The organism is Intestinibacter sp., from assembly GCF_034113885.1.
Lineage (GTDB): Bacteria > Bacillota > Clostridia > Peptostreptococcales > Peptostreptococcaceae > Intestinibacter.
Window position 1 is genome coordinate 1 of sequence record NZ_JAXEWM010000040.1, and the last position, 19208, is coordinate 19208.

The 19208-nt window shown below is 28.5% G+C and carries 20 protein-coding genes; 3 read left to right on the top strand and 17 right to left on the bottom strand.

Going from position 1 to position 19208, the window contains the following annotated elements; all coding sequences use genetic code 11:
- Nucleotides 1-1008 precede the first annotated feature (1008 nt).
- On the bottom strand, nucleotides 1009-1488 hold the full coding sequence (gene rlmH / locus SPD90_RS02530; RefSeq protein ID WP_320624146.1) for a 23S rRNA (pseudouridine(1915)-N(3))-methyltransferase RlmH: 480 nt from the start codon (nucleotides 1486-1488) through the stop codon (nucleotides 1009-1011).
- Nucleotides 1489-1829: 341 nt separating this feature from the next.
- Between rlmH and SPD90_RS02535 the strand changes: the two genes are divergently transcribed.
- Nucleotides 1830-2087, top strand: a complete 258-nt coding sequence (locus tag SPD90_RS02535) for a hypothetical protein (protein ID WP_290692305.1) — start codon at nucleotides 1830-1832, stop codon at nucleotides 2085-2087.
- Between the two features lie 160 nt (nucleotides 2088-2247).
- On the opposite strand, the gene SPD90_RS02540 is transcribed toward SPD90_RS02535, so the two are convergent.
- The 3 genes from SPD90_RS02540 to SPD90_RS02550 all read right to left on the bottom strand — a co-directional run bounded on the left by SPD90_RS02540 (nucleotide 2248) and on the right by SPD90_RS02550 (nucleotide 5739).
- The gene (locus SPD90_RS02540; RefSeq protein WP_320924217.1) at nucleotides 2248-3273 is read right to left on the bottom strand and encodes a threonine aldolase family protein; all 1026 of its coding nucleotides are present in this window, start codon (nucleotides 3271-3273) and stop codon (nucleotides 2248-2250) included.
- Nucleotides 3274-3373: 100 nt separating this feature from the next.
- Nucleotides 3374-4165 carry an MBL fold metallo-hydrolase gene (locus SPD90_RS02545; RefSeq protein WP_320624148.1) on the bottom strand — a complete coding sequence of 264 codons (792 nt, stop codon included), beginning with the start codon at nucleotides 4163-4165 and terminating at the stop codon, nucleotides 3374-3376.
- Between the two features lie 107 nt (nucleotides 4166-4272).
- Nucleotides 4273-5739 (bottom strand): M1 family metallopeptidase, encoded by a 1467-nt coding sequence (locus SPD90_RS02550; RefSeq protein ID WP_320924218.1) that lies wholly within the window; start codon nucleotides 5737-5739, stop codon nucleotides 4273-4275.
- A gap of 94 nt (nucleotides 5740-5833) precedes the next feature.
- Between SPD90_RS02550 and SPD90_RS02555 the strand changes: the two genes are divergently transcribed.
- Nucleotides 5834-6949 (top strand): DnaD domain protein, encoded by a 1116-nt coding sequence (locus SPD90_RS02555; RefSeq protein WP_320624267.1) that lies wholly within the window; start codon nucleotides 5834-5836, stop codon nucleotides 6947-6949.
- Entirely contained in the window at nucleotides 6950-7942 is a 993-nt protein-coding gene (locus SPD90_RS02560; protein ID WP_320624266.1) for an ATP-binding protein, read from the top strand. It abuts the gene before it with no gap.
- Between the two features lie 63 nt (nucleotides 7943-8005).
- On the opposite strand, the gene SPD90_RS02565 is transcribed toward SPD90_RS02560, so the two are convergent.
- From SPD90_RS02565 to SPD90_RS02625, 13 genes are all read right to left on the bottom strand, one after another.
- Complete coding sequence (locus tag SPD90_RS02565) at nucleotides 8006-9301, bottom strand: adenylosuccinate synthase (RefSeq protein ID WP_320624265.1); 1296 nt, start codon at nucleotides 9299-9301, stop codon at nucleotides 8006-8008.
- A gap of 223 nt (nucleotides 9302-9524) precedes the next feature.
- Nucleotides 9525-10850, bottom strand: coding sequence for a replicative DNA helicase (gene dnaB, locus SPD90_RS02570; protein ID WP_320624264.1), 1326 nt, complete (start codon nucleotides 10848-10850; stop codon nucleotides 9525-9527).
- Between the two features lie 23 nt (nucleotides 10851-10873).
- Nucleotides 10874-11320 carry a 50S ribosomal protein L9 gene (rplI, locus tag SPD90_RS02575; RefSeq protein WP_290687185.1) on the bottom strand — a complete coding sequence of 149 codons (447 nt, stop codon included), beginning with the start codon at nucleotides 11318-11320 and terminating at the stop codon, nucleotides 10874-10876.
- The gene (locus SPD90_RS02580; RefSeq protein WP_320924219.1) at nucleotides 11317-13317 is read right to left on the bottom strand and encodes a DHH family phosphoesterase; all 2001 of its coding nucleotides are present in this window, start codon (nucleotides 13315-13317) and stop codon (nucleotides 11317-11319) included. Before SPD90_RS02580 ends, rplI begins: the two co-directional genes overlap by 4 nt.
- A gap of 10 nt (nucleotides 13318-13327) precedes the next feature.
- On the bottom strand, nucleotides 13328-14302 hold the full coding sequence (locus SPD90_RS02585) for a DUF2232 domain-containing protein (RefSeq protein WP_320624262.1): 975 nt from the start codon (nucleotides 14300-14302) through the stop codon (nucleotides 13328-13330).
- Between the two features lie 7 nt (nucleotides 14303-14309).
- A complete protein-coding gene (locus SPD90_RS02590) occupies nucleotides 14310-14630 on the bottom strand; it encodes a MazG-like family protein (RefSeq protein WP_320624261.1) in 321 nt (106 codons plus the stop codon).
- Between the two features lie 357 nt (nucleotides 14631-14987).
- Nucleotides 14988-15215 (bottom strand): 30S ribosomal protein S18, encoded by a 228-nt coding sequence (gene rpsR, locus SPD90_RS02595; RefSeq protein WP_320626681.1) that lies wholly within the window; start codon nucleotides 15213-15215, stop codon nucleotides 14988-14990.
- A gap of 19 nt (nucleotides 15216-15234) precedes the next feature.
- Nucleotides 15235-15687 carry a single-stranded DNA-binding protein gene (locus tag SPD90_RS02600; RefSeq protein ID WP_320626682.1) on the bottom strand — a complete coding sequence of 151 codons (453 nt, stop codon included), beginning with the start codon at nucleotides 15685-15687 and terminating at the stop codon, nucleotides 15235-15237.
- Between the two features lie 38 nt (nucleotides 15688-15725).
- Entirely contained in the window at nucleotides 15726-16004 is a 279-nt protein-coding gene (gene rpsF / locus SPD90_RS02605) for a 30S ribosomal protein S6 (protein WP_320626683.1), read from the bottom strand.
- A 178-nt stretch (nucleotides 16005-16182) separates the two neighbouring features.
- On the bottom strand, nucleotides 16183-16374 hold the full coding sequence (locus tag SPD90_RS02610) for a DUF951 domain-containing protein (protein WP_320626684.1): 192 nt from the start codon (nucleotides 16372-16374) through the stop codon (nucleotides 16183-16185).
- A 17-nt stretch (nucleotides 16375-16391) separates the two neighbouring features.
- Complete coding sequence (locus SPD90_RS02615) at nucleotides 16392-16655, bottom strand: DUF3343 domain-containing protein (protein WP_320924220.1); 264 nt, start codon at nucleotides 16653-16655, stop codon at nucleotides 16392-16394.
- A gap of 151 nt (nucleotides 16656-16806) precedes the next feature.
- Nucleotides 16807-18099: a helix-turn-helix domain-containing protein gene (locus SPD90_RS02620; protein WP_320626686.1), complete on the bottom strand. Its 1293-nt coding sequence runs from the start codon at nucleotides 18097-18099 to the stop codon at nucleotides 16807-16809.
- A 258-nt stretch (nucleotides 18100-18357) separates the two neighbouring features.
- Nucleotides 18358-19188: a ParB/RepB/Spo0J family partition protein gene (locus tag SPD90_RS02625; RefSeq protein ID WP_320626687.1), complete on the bottom strand. Its 831-nt coding sequence runs from the start codon at nucleotides 19186-19188 to the stop codon at nucleotides 18358-18360.
- Nucleotides 19189-19208 lie beyond the last annotated feature (20 nt).

The following is a 19208-nucleotide window of genomic DNA, read 5'->3' on the forward strand; positions in this document are numbered from 1 at the left end:
ATTTAAATGCACCGTTTCAATGTGATACACTATCATAACTGTAGCTACTAGTGAAAAACACATTGCTGTAATAGCTGAAAATAATAAATAAGTTTTATATGCTGAAAGTTTATTAACCATTAATAATCACCATCCTAGTATTTTTAAAAAAATTTATTTGTTTTTCATAATCTTCATATTTAAATATATAAATCATCAAAATAATCTCCTTAAATAAAAAAAGCTGTAAGTGAACATAATTCACTTACAGCCTCATAATTATATAACCTAAATATAAACATGAAATATACAACTTTAATTTATATAACTTATGATTAAGCTATGCAAATTAAAGTCTTATATCATATCTATAAATATAGTAAAAATAGGCATAAAAATACCGTGTTTAGAACACAGTTTTCCTATTCTTCAAATAAAGATGTAATATGCTCATTATAATACTGATTATTTTTAGAGTACACAAATAGACATGGTAATATCAATATTATTAATAATTGTTTCTACCACAAATAAACCTTGAGTTATCCAAGATTTTTTTCATATACTTTTTAAAATAATCCTTATTCAGTTAGTTTAGTTAAAAACTACCTATTTGCGCATATTTACATCTCCTTTACATTTATATTTTTCATGTTTATATTTTAGTATAATTACATTATATATAAACTTTTATTTTTTTTCAATACTTTTATATTCATATTTATCCAAATTCAATTGAAACTTTATTACTTCAAATAACTTATATACACAAAAGAATAACTACTAACTTTAACCTAAATCTGAAATGAATATAAAAAATATATTTGTGGAATGTTTTACAATTTCTTTCAATACTATAGATTAGAAAAAACAAATTCTAATTTGCTGAAATAGGTGAAAAACGAAGAACCTATGAATAAAACTACAATAACCTACAAAAATTCAAATTTTAGATTTTTGTGAGTTTCATTGCAGAATTAAAGCAGACCTACCTTTCATTTATATATCCAATTTTGGTAAAGTTCGCACTTACTTGTGATACGGTTCTCCATTATTTATTCTATAACTTCTATAAATCTGCTCCAATAAAATCAATCTCATCAATTGATGTGGAAATGTCATTTTAGAAAAAGATAGCTTATAATCCGCTCTACTTAAAACTTCATCAGAAAGTCCCAAAGATCCACCTATTACAAAGGTTATATTACTAATCCCCCTTATCCCCAGCTTATTAATAGTATCAGCTAACTCTTCAGAAGATAAACTCTTACCGTCAATCGCAAGTGCTATAACATAGCTAGTATCCTTGATCTTAGCTAGTATCTTCTTCCCTTCCTTATCCTTTATCATTTCCATTTCTTTATCACTGAGATTTTCTGGAGCCTTTTCATCATCTAGCTCTATTATATCCAGCTTGCAGTATTTGGATAATCTCTTTTTAAATTCATCTATGCCTAATTTCAAATATTTTTCCTTAATTTTTCCGACGCATACTATATTTATTCTCATATAATTCCTTCCACTAAAAAAGCAGTACTTCCTCCTATCTCTTTTTAATATTAAAATCCTCTATGATTATATTATACCTAATTTGATTTGTATATATTTTTAAATATGTCATTTATTAAAATAATCAGAAAGAAATAAAAATTCACATAAGTTATCCACATATCCACAGTGGATAACTAAAAAAACGGTGGATAACTATATTTTATTTGGATAATACATAAATTTAATATGCAACTAAGATATAAAAATTTACCTCTTACACCTCTAAAATTGCCACTTACCTGTATCTTATTTACAAAGAATCTTCATTCCATATAATTAATAATATGGGGAGTGAAGATATGAAAATACGAATCGAAGTAGATAAAGAAATACAAGAAGATGAGGTAATCATCAGATGTAAACAATTAAACGATGATGTGTCTAATATTCAAAAAGCTCTTACTGATATATTATCTAAAAAAGCTCAAATAATATTTTACAAAAATAATTCGGAATACTATATTCCTCTATCAGAAATATTATTTTTCGAAACAGAGGAATCAAGTATAAGTGCCCACACGATAGATAATATATATCAAGTAAAATACAAACTTTAAAATAAACATATAGGAACTACAGAAAATACCTTAGTATTAGTCGGAAACCTTAGTTCTGCTGGTGTAGATATAATTTATATTTAAAACTCTTCTATCCCAAATATAATATCCCTTCATATACGATAACTAAAATGTTACTGTATACGAAGGGATTATTAATTTATAATAAATCAATTAAAGCTTCAACATCTTCCTTAGATGTAGCCCAGCTTGTAGCAAATCTCACTACTGTATGAGTATCATCGTATTTTTCCCAGAAGCTGAATCTAACATTCTTAGCTATCTCTTCCATTTGATTATTTTCCAATATAATAAATTGTTGGTTCGTTGGTGAATCTAAATAGAATCTATATCCCTTTTCGGCTAGTCCCTTTTTCAAAAGCTCAGCCATTTCAATAGCATTTTTGCTTATTTCAAGATAAAGATCGTCTGTAAATAATGCATCAAATTGAACTCCTAGTAATCTTCCCTTTGCAAGTAATGCACCGTGTTGTTTTACTTGAGTTGTAAAATGCTTAGGCATATTGTTCTTTGTAAATACTACAGCTTCTCCACATAATGCCCCTACCTTAGTTCCTCCAATATAGAATATATCACAGTATTTTGCTACAGTAGGTAAGTCTACATCTGTATCCTTTGACATAACGCCGTAGCCTAATCTAGCTCCGTCTAGATATAGCGGTATTTTGTATTGATTACATACCTTAGATATTTTTTCTAATTCATCCTTTGTGTATAAAGTTCCATATTCTGTTGGATGAGAAATGTAAACCATGCCTGGGAATACCATGTGCTCATGGTTGCCATCATTATAAAATGTTTCTAAGTAATCGTTTAATTCTCCTGCATCCATTTTTCCATCGTGTGCCGGAACAGTTAAAACCTTGTGACCTGTATATTCAATAGCGCCTGCTTCGTGTACACCTACATGTCCTGTTTCAACAGCTACTACACCTTCATATGGATTTAAAGTTGTATCAATTATCAATTGGTTAGTTTGTGTTCCTCCTACTAAAAGGTAAACTTCTGCATCATCACATTTACAAGCTGCTTTGATCTTTTCTTTAGCTTTTTCACAGTAATCATCAGTTCCATATCCAGAAAGCTTTTCGTAATTTGTTTTTACTAATGCTTCTAAAACTTTTCCATGTGCCCCTTCAGAATAATCATTTTCAAAATATAACATTTTCATTCCCCCTGTATTTACTTATTATTTGTAACTCACTTAAAATGAGTGTATTAGTATTTATATGTTAAGTCAATATTTTTACCTATAGCTTCATTTCCTACAGTTCATAAACTTTTGAGACTCTCTCTCTAGAAAGTACATCTAACATCAAATCTTGTCCAACTATCATCTGATTATTAGTAAGCACATTTTTTGAAGTTGCATAAGCAAGCTCTGGAAAATTATTTTCCTTACTCAAATGTGCTAATAAAATAGTCTCTGTTCCACCATCTACTAATTCCGTACAAAAGCTGGCAGCCTCCTCATTAGATAAATGTCCACCTTCAGACATTACTCTTTTCTTAAGAGAATAGGAATAACTTCCCATCATAAGCATATTAGGATCGTAATTAGATTCTAATACTACAAGCTTTGAATTTTTTAAATTCCTTCTTATGTTTTCAGTTACATATCCTATATCAGTAGCTATAGACATCTTTTGGTTTTCAGAGTAAATATTATATCCTACTGCATCCTCTGAATCGTGTGGTATTGAAAACGGTCTTATCTTAATATCTCCTAGTGCATATGTTTTATCATTTTCAAATACAACCATATTTTCCTCTTTTACATTTCCTATCTTATCCTTCATCGAGCACCATGTTTTTAAATTTGCATATATAGGAATGTCCAACTTTCTAGACATTATTCCAGCGCCCTTTATATGATCTGAATGCTCGTGTGTTATAAATATTCCACGTATTTTATCTATATCAAAACCGGCATTTTTTATTCCTGCAGTTATTGTTTTGCCTGCAAGCCCAGCATCTACTAAAATTCCAGTATCCTTGTATGTTATTATGTGGCAATTTCCACTACTTCCACTTCCGACTGAACAATATTTTAACACCGCTTCTCTCCTCTCCAATTAATTTCTAAATTATATTATACCAAAAAAATAGAGTCTGAAATATTTTTTCCACACTCTATCTAAAAATTACCTCTTCAACTTAAAATTCAATCACATTGACTGACTATCTCATCTATATTTACACCTTTATTCTTCCATATATCAGTAAATTGAATTCCATTCACATTTTGGAACATGTAGCTATTATAGTATTCCTGCAGCGTTTCAAAGAATATCTTATCTCCAACCTTCTTTCTTATTTCATTGAAAACTACAGCTCCTTTAGTATAAACATTTAAACTATATTCTGTAGAATTTTTAAATTCTGTACTAGATCTAAAGATATCTGCGCCTTTATAATTTTCACTTTGTACCTCCATAGTTTTGATTAATTTGTCTTTCATTTCTTCTCCATATTTATTTTCAAAATACAAAACAGTAGAATACTCTGTAAGTGCCTCATCTAACCACGGCTCGCTTATCTCATCATTTCCTACAACACTGTACCACCATTGATGTGCAGTCTCATGTGCAATTACGTATTCTAATAAAAATTTACTATTTTCGCTGTAAAGATTCTTATCTATCATAACTAAAGTAGGGTATTCCATTCCTCCAACAAAAAAATCGCTTGCAACTACTGAATATGTATCGTATGGATATTCACCAAATAACTCGCTGAATATTTTTATAGATTCTCTAGCAACCTTATTCGATTCAACCGCTAAATCCTTATTTAGGCTATATGTAGTAATCGAAGTATGTCCATATACACTCTTATTAATTTTAAACTTATCACTTAATATAATTGCAAAATCTCTAACCTTTTTACCTTGTAACTTACAAAGCTTCTTATTCTCATTTTTCTTTTCTTCTATTATCGAGCCTGTACATGCAATATCGTATTTACTTGGAATTAAAATATTCACTGTAAAATTACTTATATCGCTATAAAAAGGATCTCCTAAAGCCATGTAACTATTTAAATCCCATCCTTTTTCATCATATACACAGCATACAGGAAACCAATTTGTAATATTAATTGTGTTATCCCCATATCCAAAACGTCCTAGACAATTTGGAATCTTGACATCATATTTCATATCTATAGAGTATTTTTCTCCGTCATTTAACTTTTTATTCAATACTATTTCCAAGATATCATTTTTATCGCCTTTTATACTATACTCCAGTTTATTTCCATTATTTAATACATTTTTTATCTCAATATATCCTTTATTAAATCCATTTGGATATGCTTTTTCGATTTCTGATTTTTCAAATGGACATATTTCCTCATCCGAAAACGCATTTGGATATATATGCATGTATATTTTATCTAATGTTTTACCTGTATTATTCACATAGGTCGTATTTTGATTGCATTTAATTTTCTTGTCTTTATCGTCAAATACTGCATCGATTATGTAATTATTGATATTCTTACTATTTACTATTTTCATAGCATCATTCTCAACATAGTTATTCGACCAGTACATTGTTCCTGCGAAAAACAACACCAAAAGGAGTACTAAACTTATTCGTCTCCTTTTTTTATTAAAGTTTATAACCAACGCCTTTCCCTCCCATTTTATATGTATATTTTTTTTTAAAAGTTCCAAGATAAAACTATAATGTCTTATGTTATAATTTATCTGAGGTGATGAAATGTTTTTTAAAGAAGTTAATAAAAAAGATTCTGGAGATACAATAATCTCTAATATCTTCATAGATATATTTATGCCTATGGCTAACGGATTATACGTACAAGTTTATCTTTTAGGCTACCGACAAGCATGTGATCCTAATGCCAATCCAAATTTTAATAATATTTCATTGGCTAAAAATTTAGGAGTTCCCCTATCAGATGTAATTAATGCTTGGAAATATTGGGAACAACAAAAAATTGTAAAAATTCATAAAGACGACGTTGAAGACGATTTTGATTTTTCAATTGAATTTGTAGATTTGAAAAAGTTCTATATGAATAATATAGACAATAATAATATAACCCCTATTAAATCAGATACAGATAAGCTTTTAGAAGCTAGGAACAACCCTAGTATTGTTAGAATGTTTAATTCTATAAACAAAATAATAGGTAGACCTCTTGTTCCAAGTGAAAACATGAGAATATTAGAGCTTATAAACGAATATAATTTAACTCCTGACTTAGTAGTATATGCTTACGAATATAGCAAGGAACAAAAAAACGGAAATGCTAAGCCTCTCAATTACGTTGAAAGTGTACTTAGAAGCTGGTATGATCAAAATATCTTTTCTGTGGAGGAGGCTAAAAATAGCTTTATAGTCAGAAAAGACAGGCTTTCTATTTACCGCAATGTATTAAATCAGCTTGGATTTTCGAACAGAAGTGCAACAGATGCAGAAAAGCAACTTATCGATACATGGATTGATAAATACGATATAAGTCAAGAATTAATAACATATGCTTGCTCTAAAAGCAAAAATATCCCAAATCCATCTATATCATATATAAATGGAATAATCGAAAATTGGCGTTCTAAAGATATAACAACCTTAGAAGATGCCCAAAAGGAAGAAGAAGAATTTAGAGCAAATAAACAAAAAGAAAAGGAAGAAACTCAAAAGAAAAGAGAAAATAAAAATTATAACTACAATAATTACAACAAAGATAGAACTCCAAAAGTAGTTACTAAATACCACAATAGCTTCAATGAACATTTTAGAAAATATTCAGAAGAAGAGCTAGAGGCTAAATTACTAAAGGTTCAAAATTCTAAAAACAAAGTAGGTGATTAATTGAAAGATTCCGCTGTAAGAGAAATTCTCTTTTCATACCAAAAGAAAAGAGATAAAGCCGAATATGAATTCGAAGAGAGAAAAAAAAGAATATATAATAAATTTCCTGAAATAGAAAAAATAGACGATGAAATAACTAATATTGGACTAAAAATGATGAGACTTGTTTTATCAAGTTCTCCTGACAAAGAAGCTCTATTAAACAAATGCAGAGAAGACATGGCATCTTTAAAATATAAAAAAGACAATCTTTTAAAAATCCACAACATACCAGAAAGCGACCTGGAAATTCAATACGAATGTCCCATATGCGAGGATACTGGATTTTTAAAAAACGGAGAAAAATGCAACTGCTTCAAGCAAGCCTTGATAAACGAATACTATAAAATGTCCAATATCTCAAAAAACTTCAAGACACAAAACTTCAACACATTAGATCTTTCTCTATTTTCTGATGAGATAATTCCAGAAATAAACATCTCATCTAAACAAAATATACTTGAAATTTCAGCTATATGTGAAATGTTTGTTCAAAATTTTACGAAAGAAAATGAAGAGAATCTACTGTTCTATGGAGATACTGGTCTAGGAAAAACATTTATGTCAAATTGCATTGCAAAGGCACTCTTGGACAAGGGATTTACAGTTATATATCAAACAGCCTTTAAAATGTTTGATATTATAGAAGAGTATAAATTCCATAATGCCAACAACTCTATATCAAAGGATAACTACAACAATCTATTTGAATGCGATCTTTTGATAATAGACGACCTTGGAACTGAGCTTACAAATACATTTACTGTAAGTGAGCTATTTATGATATTAAATACTAGACTTTTAAACAAAAAGAAAACTATTATATCAACTAATTTTTCTCTTTCAAAATTAGCAGAAACTTATACTGAAAGAATTTCATCTAGAATTTTTGATAAATTTACATTAGTTAAATTCGTTGGAAAAGACCTAAGATGGGAAAGTAAATTTGATTAAAAAAAGGATGTACCATTTAGATTCTAATCTAATGATACATCCTTTTTAATTGCATTTTATATATTAATTGTCAAATACATTTTTTCTTATTATAGTTTGAGCTCTGTTTGGTCCAACAGAAACTAAATCTATATCTACACCTATTAATTCTTCTATTCTAGCTATATATTTTTTAGCGTTTTCTGGAAGGTCTTCGAATTTTTCAACCTTAGTTATATCTTCAGTCCATCCATCTAATTCTTCATAAACTGGTTCACATTTAGCTAATTTTTCTAATGAAGCTGGGAAATCTTTTAATATTTCATCGCCACATTTGTAAGCTGTACATACTTGTATCTTGTCAAATCCAGTTAAAACGTCTAATAGCATGAATGCTATACTAGTTAGACCATTTATTCTTGCTGAATATTTTACAACAACTGCATCAAACCATCCACATCTTCTTGATCTACCAGTTACTGTACCGAATTCATGACCTTTTATTCTTATTTGGTCACCTATTTCATTTAATTGTTCAGTAACGAATGGTCCTTCACCAACTCTTGTAGTATAAGCTTTAACTATTCCTACAACGTCTTTTATCATATTAGGACCTATACCAGAACCTACTGCAAATCCACCTGATATTGGATGTGAAGAAGTTACAAATGGATATGTTCCTAAGTCTAAGTCTAGTAATGCACCTTGAGCACCTTCAAATAATACTTTTTTACCAGCTTTTATTGCATCGTAAATTATAACTGTTGTGTCTGCAACAAATGGTCTTAATCTTTTTGCGTAGTCCATAAATTCTTTGTATATTTCATCATAGTCAAACATTGGTTCAGCTTTGTCATATACACCTTGAACTATTTTATTTTTTGCATCTATTTGAACTTTTAATTTTTTAGCAAATACTTCTTCGTCCATTAAGTCACACATTCTTATTCCTGATCTTTCAGTTTTATCCATGTAACAAGGACCTATACCTCTTTTAGTAGTTCCTATTTTGTTATCTCCTCTAGCTTCTTCTGATAAACCATCAAGTTCTTTATGATATGGGAATATGATATGAGCTCTATCACTTATTCTGATATTTTTAGTGTCTATTCCATTTGATTGTAACATTTCAAGTTCTTCAAAGAAACCTTTTGGGTCAAAAACTATACCATTACCTATAACGTTGATAGTATTTGGATTTAATATTCCTGATGGGATTAATCTTAATGCAAATTTCTTACCATCTACAACTATAGTATGACCAGCGTTATTTCCACCTTGAGCTCTTATTACTACATCTGCTTGAGTAGCTAAGAAATCTATAACTTTACCTTTTCCTTCGTCGCCCCATTGAGAGCCTACAACTGCTACTGTTTTCATACTTTCACCTCTATATAAATTATTATTAATTTTCGAACACTTCCGTCTAATAGTTTATCAAACATTCGACTTTATTGCAACTTTATTTAAAATCTAAATAAAATTAATTTGCTTTTAATTATAAACAACATAAATTATACACAATTATCAACAGATACCTGTGGATATTGTGTATAATTATTTTTAATATACGCTTTTTTCAAATATATATTCATTCAATATATTATTCTCTAATTTTATCGGCGAATTTTTGTACTTCACCAAACCAAACTAATTCTATAGTACCAGTTTCTCCATGTCTATTTTTTGAAACTATAACTTCACCTATATTTTTGCTTTCTGTATCCGGATTGTAATATTCATCTCTATATAAAAACATTACTATATCGGCATCCTGTTCTATAGAACCTGATTCCCTTAAATCAGAAAGCATCGGTCTATGATCTGCCCTTTGTTCTGGAGCTCTCGATAATTGAGATAATGCAACAACAGGACAATCTAACTCCTTAGCTAATATTTTCAACGATCTAGATATTTTTGCAATCTCTTGTTGTCTACTTTCGTTGTTGCCTTCACCCTCCATAAGCTGCAAATAATCTATCAAGACTAAATCAAGTCCTTTTTCTATCTTTAATTTTCTACATTTTGATCTCAATTCAGATATTTTTATCCCAGGTGTATCGTCTATATGAATTTTAGCCTCTGATAAAACAGCCATAGCCTCTATTATTCTCGGCCAATCATTAGCACCTAATTTACCTGTTTTTATCTTTTTTAATTCTACATTAGATTGAGAAGATAACATACGTTGAACAAGCTGTTCCTTGGACATTTCAAGACTAAATACTGCAACAGATGCATCGCCCTTCAATGCCGCATTCTGAACTAAATTAAGAGCAAAAGCAGTCTTACCCATTGCTGGACGTGCTGCAACTAATAGCAAGTCAGATTTTTGAAATCCATTTATTTTTTTATTTAAATCTCTAAATCCTGTAGTCAGTCCAGTAACCTCATTCTTTTCTGTATATAACTTTTCAATCATATCATAAGTATCTCTTAAAACTTGATTTATTTGTTTAAAATCATTAGTTGTCCTCTCCTGAGATATATCAAAAATTTTCTTTTCTGCATTCTCTAGAACATCTTCTATCTTTGCCGAGCTATCATAACCTAAATTTATAATATCATTAGCTGCAGATATAAGCTGTCTAACTACAGACTTTTCTTTTACTATATTTACATAGTATTTTATATTAGATGTAGTAGGAACAATAGTCGATAAGCTTGTTATATAGGGTATTCCTCCTATATCATCTAAATATCCCTGATCTCTTAGTTCTTCTGCTAATGTTATTAAATCTATTTCAGATTGACTATTATAAAGCTTAAGCATACATTCGTAAATTACCTTATGTGCTTCTTTATAAAAATCTTCTGGTATCAATGTCTCAGAAACACTTATCATAGCATCTTTATCTAGTAATATAGAACCTAGTACAGATTGCTCTGCTTCCACACTATGTGGAGGAATTCTTGTGTTATCCTCCATTATTCATCACCTCAAGTTTAGGTTTATTTTTCTTTTACGTCTACTCTTATTTTTGTTACAACCTTTTGATGAATTTTTATTTCAACAAAACTAGAACCTAAAGCTCTTATTGGTTCTTCTAACATTATTTTTCTCTTATCAACAGTTATACCTTTTTGTTTTTTAAGTTGTTCTGCTATTTCTTTTGCAGTTATAGAGCCGAATAATCTTCCGCCTTCTCCTGCTTTTGAGTATATTTCTATGTTCATGTCTTTCATTTTATTTCCTAATTCAACAGCTTCTTCGTATTGCTTTTCTGCTTTTATTTCAGCTGATTTGTTTTGTTCTTTTAATTCCTTCATAGCTTGATTATCTGCTAATTTTGCCATTTTTTTAGGTAATAAGAAATTTCTTGCATATCCATCACTTACTTCTTTAACTTCACCTTTTTTTCCTGTACCTTTTACATCTTTTAATAATATTACTTTCATTGTTCTTCCTCCTCTAAGTACTCTTCTATTATCTGATGCACCATTTTATAAGCTTGATTAAGTGTTACATTTTTAAGTTGCGCACCAGCTATATCTATATGTCCACCGCCTCCTAGCTTTTCCATGAGAACGTGGACGTTAATTTGCCCTAATGATCTTGCACTAATAAATACTGTGTCGTTTTTATGTCCTAAAACAAAAGATGCCTCGACATTTTTTACATTTAAAAGCTCATCCGCTGCCTTTGCTATAACTACATTTATATTACTTATCTCTGACTCTGAATAAGCTATACATATTCTCTTGTTTATTATTTTAGTGTTCTTTATAATATCAGCTCTAGCAATAAAATCTTCAACATTTGATTTAAACATCATTTTAGTTTCTACCGTATCTGCACCTATTTTTTTCAAGTATGATGCAGCTTCAAAAGTTCTTACACCTGTCTTGAATGCAAAGAACTTAGTGTCTAAGTTAATACCAGCAAGCAAACCTTCTGCAGTTAATTTATTTATTTTGACATCATCTTCTAAGTATTGAATTAATTCAGTTACCATTTCACATGTAGAAGACACGTATATTTCATGGAATAATAAGACTGTATCCTTTATAAATTCCACACCTCTTCTATGGTGATCTATTACGATAACCTTCTTAGCAATACCTAATAAATCCTTACATTCTGTATAGCTAGGTCTATGAGTATCTACGACTATCACAAGTGTATCCTTATTGCAATTTTTTATAGCCTCTTCACAGCTTACAAATAAGCCTTTGTAATACTCTTGTTTTTTGACTTTTTTTACAAATTCTTCTATAGAATCATTGACCTCGTCAAGCACTATATTTGCTGATTTGCCACAAGATTTACATATATCAAATATGCCTACAGCAGCACCTATAGCATCTAAATCAGGATACTTATGTCCCATAATATATATATTATCACTCTGTGATATAACTTCCTTAAGAGCATATCCTATTAGTCTAGACTTAACCTTTGTAGTCTTTTCTACTGCTTTTGATTTTCCGCCATAAAACTCAAATTTATCCTGTGTCTTTACAACAGCTTGGTCTCCACCTCTACCTAAAGCTAAATCTAAGGCACCATTAGCACGCTGTAAATCATCATATAGAGACTCTCCTTCTCTACCAACACCTATACTTACAGTAACTGGAAGAGAGTTTCCACAGTTTATATTTCTTATAGTATCTAGTATCGTAAATTTATTTTCTTGTAATTTCTTTAATTCTTTTTCTCTAGTAAAAACTACGTATTTATCATTAGATGTCTTCTTTATTGCTCCTTTTAAAGTATTTTCAAATACAGCTGTCAAAATTCGTTCTAATTCCACTGTTATCAATGATCTATTTTCCTCTGGAGCACTCTTTAAGACTTCATCATACTCATCTACTTGTATCAAGATGATTACATTTTTATCATCCTCGTATTTTTGCTTTAGTTCTAAATATTCTGTGTTATCTATCCAATATAACATCATCAAATACTTAGCATTATTACCTTGTTCATTTTTTATAACATTATAAATTACTGTATACTGTCTGTCTTTATATTCTACATCAGTATACATTTCCTTGTTTTCATTTAAAACTTTTCTTAAATCTAGGTTTTGTATTACATTATCTATATTTTCACCTAATAAATCTGGTGATCCTGTCATATCATAGAATTTGTTGTTATACCAATTTATATTTCCATCAAATTCTAATATACAAAGAGGAATAGGTAAATTCATTACTGCTTTTTTTGTGGTTTCATCCATATCTACAGATAGATTTTGGATGTATTTATTCCACTCTTTCTTTCTAAGATTAGCAATTCTCCAATTGTGAAAAACTATATATATAAAACCGAAGAAAAATAAACCACCTAAATATAAATTGTATGTAAGAAGAAATATACTCATTATCCCTATTATTAATATATAAGCATTTATTTCCGGCATATTTATTTTGAAATTTGGTTTATTCCTCATTTTTATCCTCCTATATTACTTCACAACTCTTTACTTTTCTAAAATCAAATATGCTATCTACCATTCCTAATATAGAAATTCCCATAACGCCAAATAAAACTATGGCTATAATTACCATAGTGACTTTAATCAATTGGCCACCTTTAAGCCATCTTTTAGCAAAAAATATAGCTACAGATACTCCCTGTATTAAAAATAATATATAAAATATCATCTCTAAATTCATCAATATCAAATCCGTATACAATGGAGTATTGAACATTTCTAATAACATTATAACTATATATAAAACAAACGAAGTTAACACAGCATTTCCCGGTAAATAAAATCTAGAAAATTTTATTTCCCTTAAATCATTTAAATCTATCTTTTTTATTTTCTTCAAAGTAAATATAGCTAAAAAATATGTAAGTATAGCTAACAATATTGCTCTAGAAAATAATATCAATGGCATAATGTTTAAAATAGTTTGTATTATAGACTCCTCTGTAATCTTTGGTGCTGACGTCAAAGTTGATACAGATTCTTGTATTGCACCAATTTGTGTAGATAACTGTGCTTTCATAACAGAAGTGAATTCTTCTAATATATTAATATTAAATAAATACTTTGATATTAAGTAGTTTGCTATTAATCCAAGAATAAACGCAATAGTCCCTGCAAAAATAGGTTCAAACTTATTATCGTTGTTTTTATAATTCAATACATTTTTAGTAATTATACCAATTATTATCCCTGGTATAATACAATTTAAACAAATATCAAAAATATATACTGGATTTATAAAAAATACAAGGGCTAAAATCACCATTGCAATAGATATAAAAATCCCTTTACTATCTGATAAAGTAGCAATTACCACAAACAAAGATGATACACCGATAGTTAACACACTTAAACCAGGTATATCAAAGATAGCCAATATCATCGCTACACAAAACAATGTAATTAGCAAGGTTTGAGGTAATGTTAGTTTTTTACTCAATTTGTAATCACTCCCTATTTTCAATATGATTTTTTAAATTAGTCAAATCTCCATACCATTTTTCTATGCTGTGATCTTCTTTTATTCCTAATGAAGTTTTTTCTTTTATTCTATAATCTATCTCATTAAAACTTATTCCAAGTCTTTTTGCCAAAAGATATGTTATCATTATAATATTGGCTAATATATCTTGAAGCGCTTCATCAGCTGATCTTACTCCTTTAAATAAAATATTAAATAATTCACTTACACTCATTAATATTTCATTTTTCATCCATTCAATAATCTTTACATTTCTAGTAATATCAGAATTTCTATCTATTCTCACAACCCTACCTCCTTATTCTATTATTTGCTTTTAAAATAAATTCAATAAGCTATTTTAGTAATATGTCATTTAATATTTTACTTATAATAATTCAATAAATGACCCCTAATTCATTCTAATATTTTAACTTATTTTTTATTTTATCGATAATCGCAAAATTTAATTATAAGTATAAGGCTTTGTGAACTTGCACCTATCAAATATATAAACCTATTATAACACATTATATATCATTTGAAAAAACGAGCATTAAAACTCGCCCTTTTATGTTCTTGATCGAATTGCGCTTGCTTAGCAAAAATTAATTTTTTACTAAAAAAGCCTTCCTTGATGTTTCAATGGAAGGCTTACTTTTTATTAGTCTAAAGTGTATGGTAAAAGTGCTAAGTTTCTAGCTCTTTTTATTGCCACTGTTAATTCTCTTTGATGTTTTGCACAAGTACCTGAAATTCTTCTTGGTAATATTTTACCTCTTTCAGTGATGTACTTTTGTAATCTTTGAGTGTTTTTGTAATCTATTTTAGCGTCTTTAGATGCACAAAATTGACAAACTCTTCTTTTTTTACGTCTTTTTTTGTTTATCATCTGTTATTCCTCCTTTTCTTTAAAATGGTATATCGTCGTCATCTATAGCTTGAAAACCATTAGGATCTAATCCTTGATTCGGTTCAAAACTTGGCTCAAAACTAGGTTGTGACCCTGGATGACTTTCAACATATGGATTTTCTGATTTACTTCTATTGCTATCTAAAGCTTGTACATTTCTCGCACTTACTTTAGTAAATGTTCTATTTTCTCCTGATTGTGTTTGATATCTATCTACTCTAATACTTCCTTGGATTGCAACTAATCTACCTTTTGCTATATAGTTAGCACAGAATTCAGCAGATTTACCCATAACTTCTATAGGTATAAAATCTGTATCCTTGCTTCCATCTTTCTTAGTGTAATCTCTATCAATTGCAAGAGTAAATGTAGCAACAGGTGTTCCAGTTCCAGGTATATATCTTAGCTCTGGATCCTTTGTTAATCTTCCAATTAAAACTACATTATTCATAATGTAACCTCCCTAAAAATTTGTTTGATTACTTATGATTATGCAACTACTATCATATGTCTTATTACGTTTTCGTTTATCTTTAAGTTTCTGTCTAATTCTTTTGGAATTTCAACACCAGCCTTAAAGTTAACTAATACATAGAAACCTTCAGTAAATTTAGCTATTTGGTAAGCTAATTTTCTATTTCCCCATGCATCAACTTTTTCTACTTCACCATTTGAAGAAATAACGTCTTTTATTTTGTTTAAAACACTTTCTTTTGTTTCATCATCAGAATTTGGTTTTACAACATAAACTAATTCATAATTTTTCATTCTTTTCACCTCCCTTTGGACTTAACGGCTCTACTTTTTAGAGCAGAGAAATGAGAACTAAATCTCATACTTGTCTATTTTATCATTATTAAATAAATATATCAAGTATTTATTTTTAAATTTATTTTAATTTCTTACTTTTTTATATTTAGTTTTTAATAGTATTTATTTAATATTTCTATTCGCTTTTAGGAATTACTTTTTTGGTTCTCTTTTCTAGTGTAGGTCTATCTAGCATTATAAGTCTGCCACAATTTTTACACTTAATTTTAATATCCATACCTACTCTTATTATTTGAAATTCCTTACAACCACAAGCATGTTGTTTTTTTAATTCAACTGTATCTCCTACATTAAGATTTAACGGCATATTAAATCCTCCCCCTTTTAACAGATTTGTTCTACTTGTTTTTTTCCTGTTTCTAATTTTACAATTTTATAAATACCTTTATATTCAATTTGATTTTCATCAATAATTTTCTTTACATTATCTATATTTTCTATTGAAAATTTTATAGATATTCCACAACTTTGTGTTATCTCTCTAGGTGTTGGTAAAACAGCATAATCCATCTCATTTTTTTCAAATGTTTTATCACACTTTATAGCTTGATGTGTTGAATTAAATGATACTATATACATTTCACTCATAATATTAGTTGCTAAAATTCTATAATTTTAACAAACTCCTTTCCTTAATTAATTTTCATAATCATATTATCATATATTTTTTTATTTTTCACTTATAATCTATTCTCAAGAATAAAAACTAGACCCTAACAGAGTCTAGCTTTCTATTTTTCTATATTATTTCTAATTTTTTAAATATAGATACACCTTTTTGATAACATTCTAATTCTTTTTCTTTTGATACTCCTGAATATAACTGTCCTAATTCTATATATAAATTACCTAATATCTTATCATCATCTAATTTAGATACTATTTCTATACATTTTATAAGATATTCTATAGATATATCAGTTTCTCCTTTATATTTATATATATCACAGTAGTATTTTAAAGCTCTAAATTCATTGTATTTGCTCTTTGTTTTTATTGCAGCAGCTAGCGCTAATTTAGAATACTTCTTAGCTAATTCAAATTCATTTGAATCTATATAAGATTTTATAATATTAAATAAACTATCCATCATATATTCATCAGAATCATTTTTCTTTATATCATATACCTTTTCTGAATACTCTAGGAATTTTTCATTATCGCCCATCTCACCATATATACTTCCAACTGTCAAATATACTTGAGCTAATTTATCTTTATTCTCTTCTTTTTCTATTATTTTTAAAGCTTTTGCAAAATATTCCTTTGATTCTATATATCTAGCTTCAGCTAATAAATTTTTAGCTTTCAATACCAACATTTCAACTTCTTGTGTCGGTGAATATTCATTATCTATACTTCCTATTTTTTCTATAAATTCTAGTGCTTTTTCAGTATCGTCCATTTTTATATAACATTTAGATATTTTACTGTATAATTCCTTGTATGTATCCGGTTCATCTACATTAATTTCATCTAGTATTTCTTTTGCAAAATAATAATTTGTTAAAGCAACTTGATAAAATTTATCTTCAAAATATATATTAGCTATATTCATATAACATTGGAATATTCTTTTTTTATCATCATTTTTTATAAAATGGAATAATGCCTTTTCAAAATAAAAATTAGCTTTTCTACTATCTTTTCTCTTTAAATAAATATTTCCCAATAAATAATTGCATTTTCCATAATTTTCAGAAAGATCATACTTCTCGCAGATTTCAATGATTTCTTCTATCTCTTTTTCTGCTTCATCTAGGGCATCTCTTTTTATATATATTTCACTCTGTAAAATTAAATTGTCCGTAATTTTTTTAGATTGCATCTCTTTCGTTTCAAGAAGATAATCTATACTGACATCTAATCTCTCGGCTAAGTACTCTAAAAGCTCGTAACTCGTGTGCGACTTATCTCTTTCTATATGACTTATTTGCGCTGCTGTTATCCTATCCCCCGCTAGCTCCTTTAACGTCATATTTTTTTCTTTTCTGAGTTTTTTTATTTTTTCCCCTAAACTCAATATATTCATATATCTCACCCACTTTAGCATTATTTATTATTACTAATTATTATAATATAATTATAACTTATACTTACATTAATTACATCATTATCACTTGTATTTTTTCTAAAAATTCTATTTTTTTATATAAATCAATATATATTATATTCTAGCTTAGAATATTAAAATAAACTATGGATGCTTTTTTATTATAGTTTAATATATTTTTTTCTTCATGTTAAACGCATCTAACATATATTGACATAATTCTCCTTTGTCAAAATATTATTCCTCTAGAAGTCTTTCTATTATATCATTTAAATCATCATCTGTATAATATTCTATTTCTATTTTTCCTTTTTTCTTTCCTGAAGAAATGTTAACCTTCGTTCCTAAACTATTTGTAAGTCTTTCCTCTATATCCTTTATAAATATATCTTTTTCTTTTGGTTTAGTTTTTTTCTTTTTCTCTTCTAGCATATTTTTTACTATTTCTTCTGTCTTTCTAACTGATAAATTTTCTTTTATTATCCTTTGTGCCAATTCAATCTGTTTCTTTTCGTCACTAATCCTTAGTAACGCCTTACCATGTCCCGGTGAAATCTTGTCTAATTCGATATACCTAATTACTTCCTTAGATAAATTCAATAATCTCATAGTATTAGTTATATAAGGTCTACTCTTACCTACAAGTGAGGCAAGTTCTTCTTGTGTAGATTTATATTTTTCTATTAAATTTTTATATGCTATTCCTTCTTCTATTATGTTTAAATTTTCTCTTTGCAAATTTTCAACTAAAGCAATTTCCATTACTTCCTTAGTTGGTATATCTTTTATAACAGCTGGAATCTCTTCTTTTTTCGCCATTTTGCATGCTCTATATCTTCTTTCTCCTGCTATAATCATATATTTTCCATTTTCGTCAGGCTTTAATACTATCGGTTGAAGTACACCGTGTTTTTTTATCGATTCACATAAAGCTATAATTTTATCTTCATCAAAACTCTTTCTAGGTTGAGTATTATTTGGATATATATCTGATATCTTTATATTTACAATTTGTTTTTCATTTTCTATTTGCTCTGGTAATAACGAATTTAATCCTTTTTTAGCCATCATTATTCCTCCCTCTTTTT